The sequence below is a fragment of the Streptomyces sp. NBC_00829 genome (assembly GCF_045161795.1).
Taxonomy (GTDB): Bacteria; Actinomycetota; Actinomycetes; order Streptomycetales; family Streptomycetaceae; genus Streptomyces.
Window position 1 is genome coordinate 5,655,008 of sequence record NZ_CP108867.1, and the last position, 14,243, is coordinate 5,669,250.

The 14,243-nt window shown below is 67.6% G+C and carries 12 protein-coding genes and 1 pseudogene; 8 read left to right on the plus strand and 5 right to left on the minus strand.

Annotated features, from left to right (window positions below):
- Positions 1-795: 795 nt before the first annotated feature.
- Both OG293_RS25085 and OG293_RS25090 read right to left on the minus strand, forming a co-directional pair.
- A complete protein-coding gene (locus tag OG293_RS25085) occupies positions 796-1,527 on the minus strand; it encodes a thioredoxin domain-containing protein (protein ID WP_406001035.1) in 732 nt (243 codons plus the stop codon).
- Positions 1,528-2,026: 499 nt separating this feature from the next.
- Positions 2,027-2,296, minus strand: a complete 270-nt coding sequence (locus OG293_RS25090; RefSeq protein ID WP_406001036.1) for an ALF repeat-containing protein — start codon at positions 2,294-2,296, stop codon at positions 2,027-2,029.
- A 231-nt stretch (positions 2,297-2,527) separates the two neighbouring features.
- Here OG293_RS25090 and OG293_RS25095 point away from each other — a divergent pair, with 231 nt between their 5' ends.
- From OG293_RS25095 to OG293_RS25115, 5 genes are all read left to right on the plus strand, one after another.
- Positions 2,528-3,526 (plus strand): hypothetical protein, encoded by a 999-nt coding sequence (locus tag OG293_RS25095; protein ID WP_406001037.1) that lies wholly within the window; start codon positions 2,528-2,530, stop codon positions 3,524-3,526.
- Entirely contained in the window at positions 3,451-4,371 is a 921-nt protein-coding gene (locus OG293_RS25100; RefSeq protein WP_406001038.1) for a polymorphic toxin-type HINT domain-containing protein, read from the plus strand. The genes OG293_RS25095 and OG293_RS25100 overlap by 76 nt, the downstream gene beginning before the upstream one ends.
- Positions 4,372-4,385: 14 nt before the next feature.
- The gene (locus tag OG293_RS25105) at positions 4,386-4,628 is read left to right on the plus strand and encodes a hypothetical protein (protein WP_406001039.1); all 243 of its coding nucleotides are present in this window, start codon (positions 4,386-4,388) and stop codon (positions 4,626-4,628) included.
- Between the two features lie 85 nt (positions 4,629-4,713).
- Positions 4,714-4,965, plus strand: a complete 252-nt coding sequence (locus OG293_RS25110; RefSeq protein ID WP_406001040.1) for a transposase — start codon at positions 4,714-4,716, stop codon at positions 4,963-4,965.
- A gap of 74 nt (positions 4,966-5,039) precedes the next feature.
- Entirely contained in the window at positions 5,040-5,402 is a 363-nt protein-coding gene (locus tag OG293_RS25115) for a hypothetical protein (protein WP_406001041.1), read from the plus strand.
- A gap of 690 nt (positions 5,403-6,092) precedes the next feature.
- On the opposite strand, the gene OG293_RS25120 is transcribed toward OG293_RS25115, so the two are convergent.
- On the minus strand, positions 6,093-6,473 hold the full coding sequence (locus tag OG293_RS25120; protein ID WP_406001042.1) for a hypothetical protein: 381 nt from the start codon (positions 6,471-6,473) through the stop codon (positions 6,093-6,095).
- Positions 6,474-7,681: 1,208 nt separating this feature from the next.
- Positions 7,682-7,810 (minus strand): annotated as a pseudogene (locus OG293_RS25125) (IS5/IS1182 family transposase); the annotation flags it as partial.
- Positions 7,811-8,012: 202 nt separating this feature from the next.
- Between OG293_RS25125 and OG293_RS25130 the strand changes: the two are divergent.
- Positions 8,013-11,516, plus strand: coding sequence for a SpoIIE family protein phosphatase (locus tag OG293_RS25130; RefSeq protein ID WP_406001043.1), 3,504 nt, complete (start codon positions 8,013-8,015; stop codon positions 11,514-11,516).
- 337 nt (positions 11,517-11,853) lie between these two features.
- On the opposite strand, the gene OG293_RS25135 is transcribed toward OG293_RS25130, so the two are convergent.
- Positions 11,854-12,123: a WD40 repeat domain-containing protein gene (locus OG293_RS25135; RefSeq protein ID WP_406001044.1), complete on the minus strand. Its 270-nt coding sequence runs from the start codon at positions 12,121-12,123 to the stop codon at positions 11,854-11,856.
- A gap of 6 nt (positions 12,124-12,129) precedes the next feature.
- On the opposite strand from OG293_RS25135, the gene OG293_RS25140 reads away from it, so the two are divergent.
- Positions 12,130-12,366, plus strand: a complete 237-nt coding sequence (locus tag OG293_RS25140) for a hypothetical protein (protein ID WP_406001045.1) — start codon at positions 12,130-12,132, stop codon at positions 12,364-12,366.
- 232 nt (positions 12,367-12,598) lie between these two features.
- Entirely contained in the window at positions 12,599-14,041 is a 1,443-nt protein-coding gene (locus OG293_RS25145; protein ID WP_406001046.1) for an NF041680 family putative transposase, read from the plus strand.
- The last annotated feature ends 202 nt before the right edge of the window (positions 14,042-14,243 follow it).

A 14,243-nucleotide genomic window follows, 5' to 3' on the forward strand; every position in this document is an offset into this window, starting at 1 on the left:
CAGGGCCGGCCGCGGCACCCGGCGCCAGTCCATGGACGCCGCCCATGTACCGGCAGGCCGCCGAACAGATCCAGGCGTCCCCGCCCACCGCTGGAAGGTGCCCCAGGCCCGCCACTTCCGGCCGTCTGCGACCGGTGTTTCGGTCCGCCGCCCGGTCGGGAACTGCTCCCGCTGCGACGTCCGGTTAGGCACGGGTTCACCCGGCCCGGGTGATGCGCACGCGAGCTGGGCATCCCTCCTTCATCAGCTCGGCCGCCGGGTTCGGCACCGCGTGCAAGAAGGTGGGTGCCCGGGCACCCGCTCCGAAGCCATGATCCACCTCGCCATGGCCGACCTCATGGCCCGCCGCTTCACCGGCGAAACCACCATCTCCTGGCGCGACCCGACACAACAGATCAAACAATAGATTCCGCTATAGACACTGGGAGAAGACGACCTCTTAAGCGGCAAGGCCTGCGAGCAACAGGCCGACTGTGAGGGGCCGTTTGCGAGTTGCTCGCTCTTGTCGTGTGTTTTCTGCAGGTGAGGTGCCGGAGGGCGCTGCCCCCGGCCCCCCGCCAGCGCCTGGATGCGCTGGACCATCCCTGGAGGGGCCGCTTTGGCGACGCCCCCTCGGGCTTCCGCACTTCTAGCCGATCTCATTCACCCGGTGGAAGGCCCAGTTCTTCTCAACGGCCCCGTTCGCTGCACCTGCTCGGCAAGCCTCATCCCGGTTCCTGCCGGCGGTGAGGACGTCGAGCGCGCTCAGGAACTGGGTGCGCGCCAGGACGGGCGAGCGGTTCCGGGCGGCGGATGCTAGAAGCCTTTCCATTTCCAGGGCGCGGCGTAGATCTCCTGCAGCAGGGCGGGGAAGGCAATGTGGTCCACAAGGATGCCGCTGTAGTCCGGGGGGATCCGCTTGCCGTTGATGTCAGCGGTCGGTGTACCCGGGCCCCTGGGGTCCTTCGCACCCCCAGCCCGTTCGTACGCCTGCTCGGAGGCAGCAACGAAGACACGGTACTTCATAGACTTCACGGCCAGGTCGAAGTCCGGGCCGCGCAGGCCCTTGACCTGCTCGGCCAGCTTGAGCAGGTGGGCGTCGGTGTAGCCGTCGACGGACTCGTCAGGCTGGTTCGCGTACAGCACCTCGTGGTACTGGGCGAACTTCCCCTTCTCCAGCGCTGCGCGCAGTGCGTTGACCGCCTTCTTCGAGCCGCTTCCGCCGACCCGGTCATCCAGGAAGGAGGCCAGGGTGTACGTGGACTTCACCTCCCGCCGAACCGTTGCCTCCCGTAGACCCAGAGCGCCGCCAGCAGTCTCGAACTCTTTGCAAGTCGGGCAGCGCGGATCCTCATACAGGTGCACCGTCACCGCCGCCTCAGGGTCCCCCACCGTGATCGTGGTGCCGTCGGCGTCGAGACTCTCCGGCAACTGCTCCACACCCGCGTACGGTTCCTTCGGCTCGGGTGGAAGATGCCGCTGCCCGCATCCCGCCAAAACCAGTACCGCGGCCGCGCACACCACGGCCCACCGCCCCCCACGCACCATGCGCCATCCTCCCCTTGATCAGCGCGACCCTAGAACAAACTCGCGAATAACGCACAAGCATTGATCACGCAGGTGATGGACGGGAGGCTCGGCAACTCGTCGCCACTGGACGACGCCGACGGCGCCGTGTTCGTCTACCACGGCAACGGGACAGCTCGACCTGGAGGCGACCGCCGAACTGGCCTCGCAGGACGGGCCGGACGAGGACGACGAGGAGCCCGCAGGCTTCCTGACAACCTGTTTCCGAACCCGGGCTTGGGGTGAGAGGCAGAAACAGAGCCTGAAGCGTCAGCGATTCCACCAGCGTCTGGTTGATCCGGACGCTGCGAGGCGCGTCAATGCGCGCCGTAGCTTGGTCAGCCGCCGCCGACGCGGGGAAGCGCTGGGCGGTTCTGTGAACTCTGGGAGTGCGGCGACGACGAAGGTCTCGCCGACGACGGTCAGCAGCATGCGATGCGGGGGCCGTTGGGGCTGGGGTGCGAAGTGTCCTGGCATGGGTTCAGCGTTGTCGGGGCTCCTCGAAGGGTCCAACACCTGTCCGGTCGGCATCCACGCAATTGTGTTGTGAATCCCGGCTGGTGGGTGAGAATGGTGTGTGCGTGACGACACGAATCCACGGTTGCTGCGGGGCCTTCGTGGCTGTCGCGGAGGAACTGAGGAATGCCTTCAGGTCCTCGGGCGTTCCCTTCAATGCCCGCTTGGTCGCCTCGCGGACGGCAGGGCCCCCGATGTTGAAGATGCGGCTGGCGTCGACGTAGGCCGGGAGCACTGCTGTTCTTCTACTTCGACGGGCAGTTGGACGATGGTGAAGCTCTCGTTCTGGCTGAGGATCGGGAGAGCTGGGCGGGCGCTCGTGTGCTGTATGTGGCGGCCGAGGAGAAGGTCGCGGAGCGTGGAACGCCTGCCGGATCCAGGCCCTTCCGGGCGCGCTCCTCAGCCCGTGCCCTGGCGACCGCCGCAGCGTGCGTAGCCTCCGTCACGGTTCGCGAAGTGGAAAACGGTGTACGACCGGCACTGCCGGTGGTCGGCGGACGGAACCTGGGACAGCGTGGTCATCGCCTCCAAGCTCGTCAACGACGGCGGCGACGAGGTCAAGGCCGCCGCCAAGGCAGCCCTGGCCGGCACCCCGGACAAGCTGCACGAGTTCGTCACCGTCGGCCAGCACATGGCCGCCCGCAAGGACGGACTCACCGCCCACCACCGCGCCCAGGTCGAACGGCTCCTGGCCGAAGGCGAGCTCATCGTCGCCAAGGCCCAGGCCAACCGCTGGCGCGCCGCTGAAGCAGCCGCCAAGGCCAACCAGGCATCCGCCGAAGCGGCCACCGCCGCCGCCGAGGCCAAGAAATCCGCCGAAGCAGCCAAGGGCTACGCGGCCGACGCCAAGAAATCCGCCGACGCCGCCGAAGCCAGCTCCGCCCGGGCAAACCAGTCCGCGGCCACCGCACGCAACGCCGCAGCCAATGCCGACCGCGACGCCGACGCCGCCGAAACCTCCGCCGCACAGGCCGAGTTCTCCGCCAACTACGCCCGTGAATCCGCCTGGGAGGCGGACAACGCCGCTGCGCAGGCACGCACCTCAGCGACCGCGGCCGGCAAGAGCAAGGACGAGGCCGAAGCAGCCGCGAGCCAGGCCTGGACCGACGTCAAAAGCAAGCGCGAGGCAGAGATCGCGCAAGCCAAACACCAAGCCGAGGAACAGCGCAAGCAGCAGGCTTCGGCGGCAAAGAACAAGAAGAAGCGCTGCATCGTCCCCTACAACCGGGACACCGTGCCACCGTGCATGATGGCCCAGGACGAGTACGAGATCGTCTTTGCCAAGCCCGACGCCGAACTCGCCAAGCTCTCGGCAAGGCCGTCTGGGAAATCTCCGGCGGCGCCGACATCGAACGGTGCATCAAGGAACCCACCTGGGGCGACTGCACCATGGCCGTCGTCGGCGTACTCCCCGTCGGCAAGCTCAAGCTCCTCAAGAAAGCCGCCGACGGCGTCGAAGACATAGTCAAGGGAACACGGTTCGGTAAGAAGCTGCCCCCATGCATCAAGCCAGGCAAGAACAGCTTCCCGGCTGGCACTCCTGTCCTGATGGGCGACCGCACCACCCGCCCCATCGAACAGATCAAGACCGGCGACCACGTCCTGGCAACCAACCCCGAAACCGGGGACACCGGCCCGCGCCGCGTCGACGCCACCATCTACACCCCCGACGACCTCAATTTCACCGACATCACCCTCGACCAGACCAACGGCGGCGGCTCCCTCACCACGGGGGACCACCACCCCTTCTGGACCGAGAACGACAAGAAGTGGAAAAACGCGGCCGACCTCACCCCACAGGACGCCCTCCGCACCCCCCACGGTGATACTGCCCAAGTCAGCAAGGTCCATCACTGGAAGAACCTTCAGCCCGCACACGACCTCACCGTCAACGACCTCCACACGTACTATGTGCTGGCGGGCGCGACACCAGTCCTGGTTCACAATTCCAACTGCCCGCTGACCGGCGGCTTCAAGGTGGGTGTGACCCCTGACGAGATCACCGATATCAACCGTGGTTTCGGTGGTGAAACTCTGCTCAACGGTACACCGGCAAACACCATGGCTAACGCCAGCCGCTACAACAGCTTCTGGGACAAGTCGGCCGTCGTAATTCGTGATATTGCCGGTAGCCACATGTTCAACAATGGAAACAAGCGCACTGCCCAAGCTGTCGTGGAAGAGCTGATGCGTCGGAACCGCGTCACCAGTGGCCCAACTTCTGCCGACCTTCGAAGTGTCATCGACAGGGTTGGCAAAGGTCAGCTGCACGACGTCAGCGACATCTCGGCAGCCTTGAGGGGCTACTGATGGGAGTACAAGGGATGGATATTGAGCAGCTCATGGAAAGATTGGGCAGCTCAGGCGTCACCGTGATCCTCAAGGTGGACGACGAGAGGATGGCGGAAGGTGGTGAGCCCTGGACTTTGGTGATGTCGGGTCCAGGGCTGGGCGAGCAAGGTTTTATTCGCGCTGAATCTTCCAGCCTGAGTGACTGCATCGAACAGGGATTCATCCGGTTGCGTTCCCGGCCCGGCGACTGGGAATGGTTGGCGGAATTCTCGTAGCCATTGAAACGAGGCTCCCTCCCGAACCTCTCGGGAGGGCCTCGCGCCGTTTGACGGCAACGTCAGCGGACGACGGCTGCGGCAGGTGTGGCGACCGGGGCCCCGCCCTCGGGCCGCCGGGCCAGGTCGCCTTGGCCAGCGCCCGCCCACCTACGCGCCCGACCTGAACCCGCAAGAAGGCATCTGGTCGCTGGTCAAGCGCAACATCGGCAACGTCGCCGCCGCTGACCTCAGCCAGATCACCCGCGCTGTGAAGCGCAAGCTCAAGATGCTGCAGTACCGACCGGAGGTCATCGACGGCTGCCTTGCCGGCACCGGCCTGGTCCTCGACGCGTGAACACACTGGCTGGCCGGTCGGCGATAGGCCAGCACAGTCAAAGCCGAAAGTCGCTAGTCAGATACGGTGACGGAATGATCGAAAGCCTGCCTGCAGACGTAGCCGAGGTGCTTGCGGCGGTCCTGAACGCGGACAATCCGGTTCATGTCGCGCTCCGAAGGCAGGTTCCGCACCTCAGCATGCGAGCGCGCTGCACATGCGGGTGCGGTACCACCTACTTCGAACTCGACACCAGCGAGGTGGAGCCCGCGCCCACCGGACCCAGCACTGTCGTGGCGGCCGAAGCGCAGCTCGTCACCGAAGCCGGCGAGTGCCCCGGTGAGGTCCTGGTCTTCACGCAGGGCGGCTACCTGTCATGGCTGGAAGTCTGTTCATGGAGCGACGACATCGAAGTGACACTGGCTGCCGTGCGTCACTGGCTGCAGACACGCTCTTGATCTCGAACGGCCAGCGTCCAGCGGTCTCCGCGACACCACCGACATCACGAGTTCAAGTTCAGTAGCAAGCTCAAGACTCCCGAGCAGGTAGCGAAAATGAGGGGGATCGGCATGACCCGCGACGACGCCCAGTACTGACGGAACTTCTACTAGGATATTCACAATAAGTCAGCGGCGAGGTTCCCCAATAATCCGGAAAAGGTCAAGCCCAGTGCCGGATCAAGGGCGGATTTGTTCCAGTACTATATGGATAGCCTTGGAGGATGAAAGTGCGATTCGTTATCCGCGCGGACCGGTGCATCATGGTGGCTTTCGAGCCGACAGCAGCCGAGTGCACACTGGAGCCAGGCAGGCCCATCGTCGTGGAATGGTTCGGGGGAGGCGATGGCGGCATGGTATCCGTGGAATCCGAGACCTTCGTTGTGGCTGCCCCGAGTGGTGGGTATAGCAGGGCGTGGGATGCTGACGGCATGGAGATCTACATTGGTCCTGAATCGGGAGCGGACGCGCACTGATCCCGGCAGCGCAGCCGGAGGGGTTCCATGTGCGCGCGGAGCCACTTTCGTTGCCAGCGGTGACGACGACTGGCGAGTTCGGGCTACGGCCTGCACTAATATCAAGATAGACGGCGTCGTTTTAGCTCAATCGATTTAGGTGGATCGCTCTATTTGACTCGCCAATTGTGGCTAGCTAGTGCCGCTGGCTCGTAGGCATTAAAAAACCTGCGAATTGGTCATATGGGTCATGACAGAAGGGCCTCGCCGAACTTCTCGGCGAGGCCTTTCTGGGCTCTTGACGGCAGTAGTTGACGGCAATGTCAGCGGACGGGTGCCGCACTAAGGGCGGACCGTCGCTGTCGTCGGGGTCGGTGGTGGTCTCGAAGGGCTTGCCGAGGGTACGGCCGAGGAGGTCGATGGCGTCGCGCTGGAGGCAGAGGCGGACATGGGCGGAGACGGTGGCGGTGACGCCGATGTGGACATGGCCGAGGAGTTCCCTCTTGGCGACGAATTCGACGCCCTGTTCCAGGAGGAGGGTCGCGGTCGAGTGCCGGAGGTCGTGGAAGCGGATCATCCGGAGTGCTGCGCTGTGGGGTAGGCGGCGGAAGCGGCGGGTGATATCACCGGCCCGAAGCCCTTAAACAGCATCAGCACCCAGCTCGGGCTCTGGGCCCGGCGCGGCCTCCTCGACCGCATCGCACCAGACTCGTACTCCCGACCAACTGGACACCCGCTCCAGGCGCTTTACTGCGTGGCATTGGATGATCACCTGCTACCGATCACGCCCACGACCGGCACGAGCACCCCAGCCCTCGCCCATGCCAGCCCCATGACCAGCGAATTCAGGTTGAACAACGCTCTTGAGGCCGCGTTGGGGCTGCAAGAACAGGAACAGACTGACAAGGGCTCGGTGGCATCGGCACGGATCACCTCGTCTGACCTGCGAAAACGTCACGAATAGGCCTTGATCGACAAGGGCCGCCAAGATCCCCAAAGGACTCATAATCCGTCGGCCGTGGGTTCGAGTCCCACCCGCCCCACTGTGCAGACCTCTGACCTGCAGAAACGTCTCATCGCGGGTGTGGATTCAGGACTTTGGCCCAACGGACTGAATCCGCTGCCCATGAGTTCGACAGCGTTGCCGTTGGCGGTAGTTCGAACTGGCCTGACCTGCGCGGATGTGTTGGCCCCACAGTCCGGGAAGTCACCGCATCTGGCCAATGTGAGCGGCTGGACGGCGAATTCGGGACGCTGGCAGGACGCAGGGAATCGGAAGCGACTGCCTCGGCGCCATGTTGCCCGACACCGCTCCGGACGTGGGTGGCGTAGTCCGCGCGATGTGGCGGCACGCGGCCGGGGTGTTGCGCAGCCTTTGGACCGGAGGGCTGTCGCCCGACCGAGGCGCGGGAGAAACGGCCCGTACTGGTTTACGGGGCTCGGCTGTACGAGCGCCCGCGGGGAGCTGGGTCCGGGGAGTCAGGCTCTCCAGGGCTGGTGATCTACGAGCGTTCCCCGGCGGAGACATGGATGCCCGCGAGTCTGCGAAGCAGGCTTCGGGCCCAGATGCGCGGATGCCTAGGATGTTGTTTGGTCCCACGGGGTCGGGTCGCGCCAGGTTGGGGTGGCATCGCCGGTGAGGCGGCGAGGCAGGACGACGAACCCCGTGGCTTCATCGGTGCGTTTGACGATCGTGAGCGCGAGGCGGAGCCGGTTGCGGGCCCCAGTCGACGAGTCGGCGTATCCGCCGTCGCCCACACCAGGGTGATCCTTCGGTGGAGTTCACGCAGTCGCTGCAGCAGCGGCATCCCGGTCCTGGACGCTCGCGGCGGTGACCAGCACCGCCAGCAGCAAACCCAGGCAGTCCACGACCTGCCCTTTGCGGCCCGCCACCTTCTTCCCGCCGTCCCGGCCGACACCGTCGGCGTGCGGCTGCAAGCGTACACTTCTGGGCAAATCGCAGTTTTAACTATTTTAACCTTGCAATTCTGGCAGGAGCGTAGCCAGAACCGTCGGATCGGCGTCCGATCTGCCCGGGAGGTCCGCAGCGAGTGGCCGTCGGCAGCCTTGGGAGGGCGCGGGCGGATCACATAGGCGCCAGGAGGAAGATCTCTTGATGACCCGGCCCGATGACCCGCGCACCGCGGCGGCCCGGATGTTCGCCGAGGCCGGCGCGTTCGGCGAGCTTCTGGCCGGGATCGAGTGGGCGGCGACGCCGCTCGGGCCCCCCGAGTCCTGGCCGGGGCCCCTGGTGGACACCCTGCGCCTCATGCTCACCTCTGAGCACGGGATGGCTCTGTACTGGGGCGCCGAATTCGCCACGCTGTACAACCTGGGCTCCTCACCCATTGTCGGCGCCAAACACCCCTGGGCGCTCGGCAGGCCCTATAAGGATGTGTTCCCCGAGGTCTGGGTCCACCCCGTGAGCTCCCACTTCCACTATGTGACCGACACCCGCAAGCCCCTGCTGATCCCCGATGAGCCGCTCATCATGGAGCGCCACGGCTTTCCGGAACAGTGCTACTTCGACTCCGCCTTCCAGCCCGTGCTGCTGGACGACGGCTCCGCCGGCGGCGTGCTGCAGATCATCACCGAGACCACCGGCCGGGTACTGGGCGAGCGCCGGCTGCGCCTGCTGAGCGAGACAGCCGCCCGCACCGCCGGGCTGCCCACCCCGGGCGAGGTCGCCCGCGTCGTCGCGGAGGTGCTGGGCTCCTATCCCGAGGAGATCCCGTTCCTGGGCCTGTACCTGGCCTCCGAGCCGGGGATGCTGCGGCCGGTGGCCTCCGCCGGGCTCCGGCCGGCGCCCGAGGCCGTCTCGCTGGATGCGGCCGACGGGTCGGAGGTCGCGGCCCGGCTGGTGCAGGTGGTCGCCGACGGTGCCCCTGCCACGCTGCCAGCCGCCGCGCTCACCGGCGGCAACACGGCAGGGCAGCACGCCGCGGCCCCCCGGCTCCCAGTCGAGCAGGCGCTGGCCATGCCGCTGGACTGCGCGGGCCAGGTGGCGGGCGTCCTGGTGGTGGGCGTCAACCCCTGCTTCCCGCCAGCCGGGGCCTACCGGGACTTTTTGGAGGTGCTCGCCGCCGCCGTGGCCGGGGCGCTGACGGCCGCGCTCGCCCACGACGAGCAGCGCCGGCGGGCGGAGGCGCTGGCCGAGCTGGACCGGGCCAAGACCACCTTCTTCGCCAACGTCAGCCACGAGTTCCGCACCCCGCTCACCCTGCTCCTGGGCCCGCTCCAGCAGGCCCTGGCCGACGAGGACCGGCCCGAGCGGCGCGAGCAGCTGGAGCTGGCCGAGCGCGGCGCCCTGCGCCTGCTGAAGCAGGTCAACACCCTCCTGGACGTCGCCAGGGCCGAGGCCGGGCAGATGCGCCCGGCCCTCGAGCCGGTCGACCTCGCCGGTGCCACGGCCGAGCTGGCCGGGGTGTTCCGCTCCGCCTTCGAGGCGGCCGGGCTGACGCTGGAGGTGGACTGCCCGCCGCTGCCCAAGCCGGTGTCCCTGGACCGGGAGATGTGGGAGAAGATCATCCTCAACCTGCTCAGCAACGCCCTGAAGTTCACCTTCACCGGCGGCGCCCGGGTGCAGGTGGCCGCGGCCGGCGACCGGGCCCGGCTGACCGTGACCGACACCGGCACCGGCATCCCCGCGGACGAGCTGCCGCGCCTGTTCGAGCGCTTCCACCGGGTCCGCGGCGCCCGCTCCCGCTCCCACGAGGGCAGCGGCCTCGGCCTGGTGCTGGTGAAGGACCTGGTGGAAGCGCACGGCGGCACCATCGGCGTAGAGAGCCGGGTCGGCCAGGGCACCACCGTCACCATGGACCTCCCCTTCGCCGCCGCCCACCGGCCCCGCCCGGACCCGCCCGCGGCCGGCGCCGGATCCCTCGGGGAAACCCCCAGGGAAGGCGGAGGCGGCCGGCCCGGCCGCGCCGCGGCCTACGTGGACGAGGCTCTGGGCTGGCTGGCGGCCGACCCCGTCCCCGCCGCGGCCACCCCCGCGGCACGCACCCCGCACGCCCCCGCGACCCACGATGCCCCCCACGGCCCCGGCCAGCACGAAACCGACCGCCCCCACCGGGCCCGCCTGCTGGTCGTCGACGACAACGCCGACATGCGCGCCTACCTCACCCAGCTCCTGCAGCCCGACTACGACGTGCTGCTGGCCGCCGACGGCCGGGCCGCCCTGGAGATGGCCCTGGCGCAGCCGGTCGAGCTGGTGCTCAGCGACGTGATGATGCCCCGCATGGACGGCTTCGAGCTGGTCCGGGCGCTGCGTGCCGACCCGCGCACCGCCCGCCTGCCCATCGTCTTGCTCACCGCCCGCGCCGGCGAGGAGGAATCCGTGCAGGGCCGGCACGCCGGCGCCGACGACTACCTGGCCAAACCCTTCTCCGCGCGCCAGCTGCTGGCGCGCGTCCGCACTGGGTTGGAACTGTCCCGGCTGCGCGAACAGGTACTCACCGAGACCCGCAACCAGCTGGCCGTGCTGGCCTCCCTGGCCGACGCGGGCCTGCGGCTGTCCGCCACCCTCGACCCGGACCAGGTACTGCAGACTGCCGGCCAGATCCTGCTGCCCGACTTCGCCGACCAGATCAGCATCCACCTCACCGCCGCGGCACCCGCCCCGGCGCAGTCGCCCCCGGCATACATCGCCGGCCCCCCTCTTCTTGCCCGCGAGGCCCTGGCCACCGCCGCCACCCACGCGATCAACGGCACCGCCCCAGCCCCAGCCGGCCCGCACCCGCCGCCCGCCGCCGTGCTGGCCCTGCCGCTGCACGCCCACGACCAGACACTGGGGGCCCTGGTACTGGTCCGGCACACCGACTACTCCGCGGTCGAACACAAGTATCTGGAGAACCTCGCCCACCGCCTGGCCCTGGCCTACGACAACTCCACCCGGTACCACAACGAGCGCCGCCTCGCCCTGACCCTGCAGCGCGCCCTGCTGCCCCACCGCCTGCCCCAGGTGCCCGGGGTGCGCCTGGCCACCCACTACCGGGCCAGCAACCGCGGCGCCGAGGTCGGCGGCGACTGGTACGACGTGCTCGCACTGCCCGACGGTGCCGTGGGGCTGGCCATCGGCGACGTCATGGGCCACGACGTGGAAGCCGCCACCGTGATGGGCCAACTCCGCTCCGCCCTGCACAGCCTCGCGATGGAGGGCGCCGGCCCGGCCCAGGTGCTGGCCAGGCTGGACACCTACCTGCAGTCGCTCGCCACCGAACGCTTCGCCACCTGCCTGTACGCGGTCTACAACCCACACCGCCACCGCCTGCGCTACGCCGCCAGCGGGCACCTGCCGCCCCTGCTGGTAGCCGCCGACACCGCCTACCTGGAGCTGCCCCCGGCGCTGCCGCTGGGACTGGGCAGCACCCCAGTCGACCGCGAGGTGGCGTTCCCGCCCGGCACCAGTCTGCTGCTATACACCGACGGCCTGGTGGAAAACCGGGCGCTGTCCCTGGACGACTGCCTGGCGGCCCTGCGCCAGACCTGCGGCGCGCTGCCCGCCACCGCCCGCACCGACCCCCAGCAGATCACCGAACTGGCTCTGGAGCTGCTGAACACCCCCGACCGGGTCGACGACGACACCGCCCTGCTCGCCGCCACCGCGGAACCATCGTGACGAACCGCGACCCGCAGGCTGGCGAAAGTTGCCATACAACCGACCGCTACTGCTCGTAGTCATTGCTAAGGAAGCTGCGGATTTGCTAATCCAGGGCTAACGAACTGTCTTCATTGCTAATGGAGTCGCGGATCCTAGAGGAAGGGAAATCCGCTGCGCGGAGGTTCGAGTCCCTTTTCCGAGCTGGTGCGATCGCTCTTTTGCTCTTCGATTCTGTCCAACTGGGACGCATTCGGGAGGCCGCGTGCTCCTTTCGCGCGGTCCAGCCCATTCGGGGGCATGACATCGGACGGTGATGCGAACACGTGAATCAGGCTGGGCACACCGGGTCGGCTGGTTAGTCCGGTAGGTAGACCGACCGTTCCTGTTTGGTGAGGTCTCGGTGGAGGGCATGGCAGATCTTGCTGATCGTTCCAGCTGGCTCGGGCAGGAGCGCGTCCCACAGGTGAACTGTCTTGTCGTGGCTGCCGGTGGCGAGGGTCCGGCCATCGGGGCTGTAGGCCAGGGACATCACGCTGCCGTTGTGGCCGGTGAGGGTGGCCTGGGATTTGCGGCGCACGATTCCGCCGGCGGCAAGCAGCTCCTGGAGCATGTTGCCGCCGCGCATCCCAGCGTGGTCAAGATCTGGGCCGACGGCGGCTACCAGACCACCGTCATCAACCACGGAGCCCGCTTGGGCATCGACGTCGAAGTCGTGAAACTGCCCAACCGCTCAGGATTCCAGCCTCTTCCGAAGGGATGGGTGATCCAGCGGACATTCGGCTGGTTGATGCAGCACCGCCGCCTGGCACGCGACTACGAAGCCTTACCCCCAGCGTTCCCGAGCAATGATCCACTGGGCCATGGCTAACAAAATGAGCCGCGAGCTCACGGGAGATCCACGCCAACCTGGCGAATCGACCCGGGTGAATCGGTCAACACAGCCTGAACGCTGATCAGATGCCCTCTTAGCTTGAAATTTAACCTTCAGTGATCGTTTGAGGTTCGGATCGTTCACTCACATGGGGATCTGCCGGACATGGCGACGACCTCCCTTTCACGCTGTGTGATGTCGAGTCGCACAACGGGCCGGGAGGTCGTCAGTGTCGAGTGTCGTCCCTGGAGCCGCTCATCGGCAGGCACTTGCCGAACTGTCCTCCTTTCGAATGGAGTTGTACGCGGCAATGCCCCGCCGTGCCGATGCGTTGTTCGAGTTGACGGACGCGGTGCTGTGCGCGGGCGGCCCGGTGGTGTCGCTGCCGGAGTTGTCGCTTGAGACAGTTCACCGGCGTGGGCACGGGGCGATGTACGACGCGCTCGCCCGAGGCCGCCTGGATGTGTCGCGGCTGCGGTTGGCGCTGGCCGGGCTGGAGCTTCCGCGCGGGACGGACCGGCAGATCTCGATCGCGCTGGACGTGACACCGTGGCCGCGCCCGGACGCGGAGTGCTCGCCGGACCGGCTGCACTGCCACCGCCCGTGCCGCTGCGACGGGGTGCGGCAGACGATTCCGGGCTGGCCCTACCAGGTCGCCGCCGCGCTGGGCGGCGGACGGACCTCGTGGACCGGGCCGCTGGACGCGGTCCGCCTCGGCCCGGACGATGACCTGACCGAGGTCACCGCCGCCCAGGTCCGGAACCTGCTCACGCGCCTGCGCGAGGCTGGTCAGTGTCGCGAGGGCGACCCCGAGGTGCTGTTCGTGCTGGACGCCGGCTACGACATCGTGCGGCTGACGTGGTTGCTGCGCAACGAGCCGGTCCGGCTGCTCGGGCGGATCCGCGCCGACCGCGTCATGCACCACCCGCCAGGGCGCCGCAGGGGACCCACCAAAGGCCGCCAACCGCGTCATGGCGCACCCTTCCGGCTGGCCGACCCGGCCACCCACCCCGCACCCGTCCAGGAGTCCACCACCCGTCATGACCGGTTCGGTGCCGTGACCGCCCGCTGCTGGGGACGCCTGCACCCCAAACTCGAACGCCGCCAGGGCGGTTGGGCCGATCACCCGGGTGACCTGCCCAACGTGGAGGGAACGCTGGTACACCTCGCGGTCGAGCGCCTGCCCGGCAACCGCGATCCCAAGCCGCTATGGCTATGGCACTCGGCCCCCGACGCCGACACTCACGACGTCGACCGCCTGTGGCGGATCTTCCTGAGAAGATTCGACATCGAACACACATTCCGGTTCTGGAAGCAGGCCCTGGGCATGACCCGCCCCCGCCTGCGTCACCCCGCTCAGGCCGACCGCTGGGTCTGGCTGATCCTCGCCGCCTACACCCAGCTCCGACTCGCCCGCACCCTCACCGGCGATCTGCGCCGGCCCTGGGAGAAGCCACTCACATCGGATCAGCTCACTCCCGGCCGGATCCGCCGCGGCTATCCCCGCATCCGCAAGATCCTGGGCACTCCCGCGAAACCGCCGAAAGCCACCCACCCCGGCCCAGGCCGCCCACGGGGCACCACCACCAGCCCCGCCCCCCGACACCCCGTCGGCAAACACCAGCACAAAAAGGACACCCCTCGACCCGAAGAACCGAGGGGAAACCTTTAATTTCAAGCTTAGAGGGCGTTTATGTAGCTCTGTTCCTGTAAGTCACTTTCGCGCCTGTTCTATCTTGAGTTGGTATGCCGAATAGGTGGCTATCGTCCCCGTCGAGGTAGCGAACTCGGCCGTCCGTCGCGTCCGGCTCTGAAGCCTGAAGTCCGTCTGGTTTGACAAAGACCCAGAAACGCCAGAGGGGCAGCGGAACGGA

Coding starts and splice junctions, on each gene's coding strand:
- OG293_RS25130 (WP_406001043.1), top strand. CDS start 8,013: ATGACCCGGCCCGATGACCCGCGCACCGCGGCGGCCCGGATGTTCGCC.
- OG293_RS25105 (WP_406001039.1), top strand. CDS start 4,386: ATGGATATTGAGCAGCTCATGGAAAGATTGGGCAGCTCAGGCGTCACC.
- OG293_RS25100 (WP_406001038.1), top strand. CDS start 3,451: ATGGCCGTCGTCGGCGTACTCCCCGTCGGCAAGCTCAAGCTCCTCAAG.
- OG293_RS25120 (WP_406001042.1), bottom strand. CDS start 6,473: ATGATCCGCTTCCACGACCTCCGGCACTCGACCGCGACCCTCCTCCTG.
- OG293_RS25115 (WP_406001041.1), top strand. CDS start 5,040: ATGATCGAAAGCCTGCCTGCAGACGTAGCCGAGGTGCTTGCGGCGGTC.
- OG293_RS25135 (WP_406001044.1), bottom strand. CDS start 12,123: ATGCGCGGCGGCAACATGCTCCAGGAGCTGCTTGCCGCCGGCGGAATC.
- OG293_RS25085 (WP_406001035.1), bottom strand. CDS start 1,527: ATGGTGCGTGGGGGGCGGTGGGCCGTGGTGTGCGCGGCCGCGGTACTG.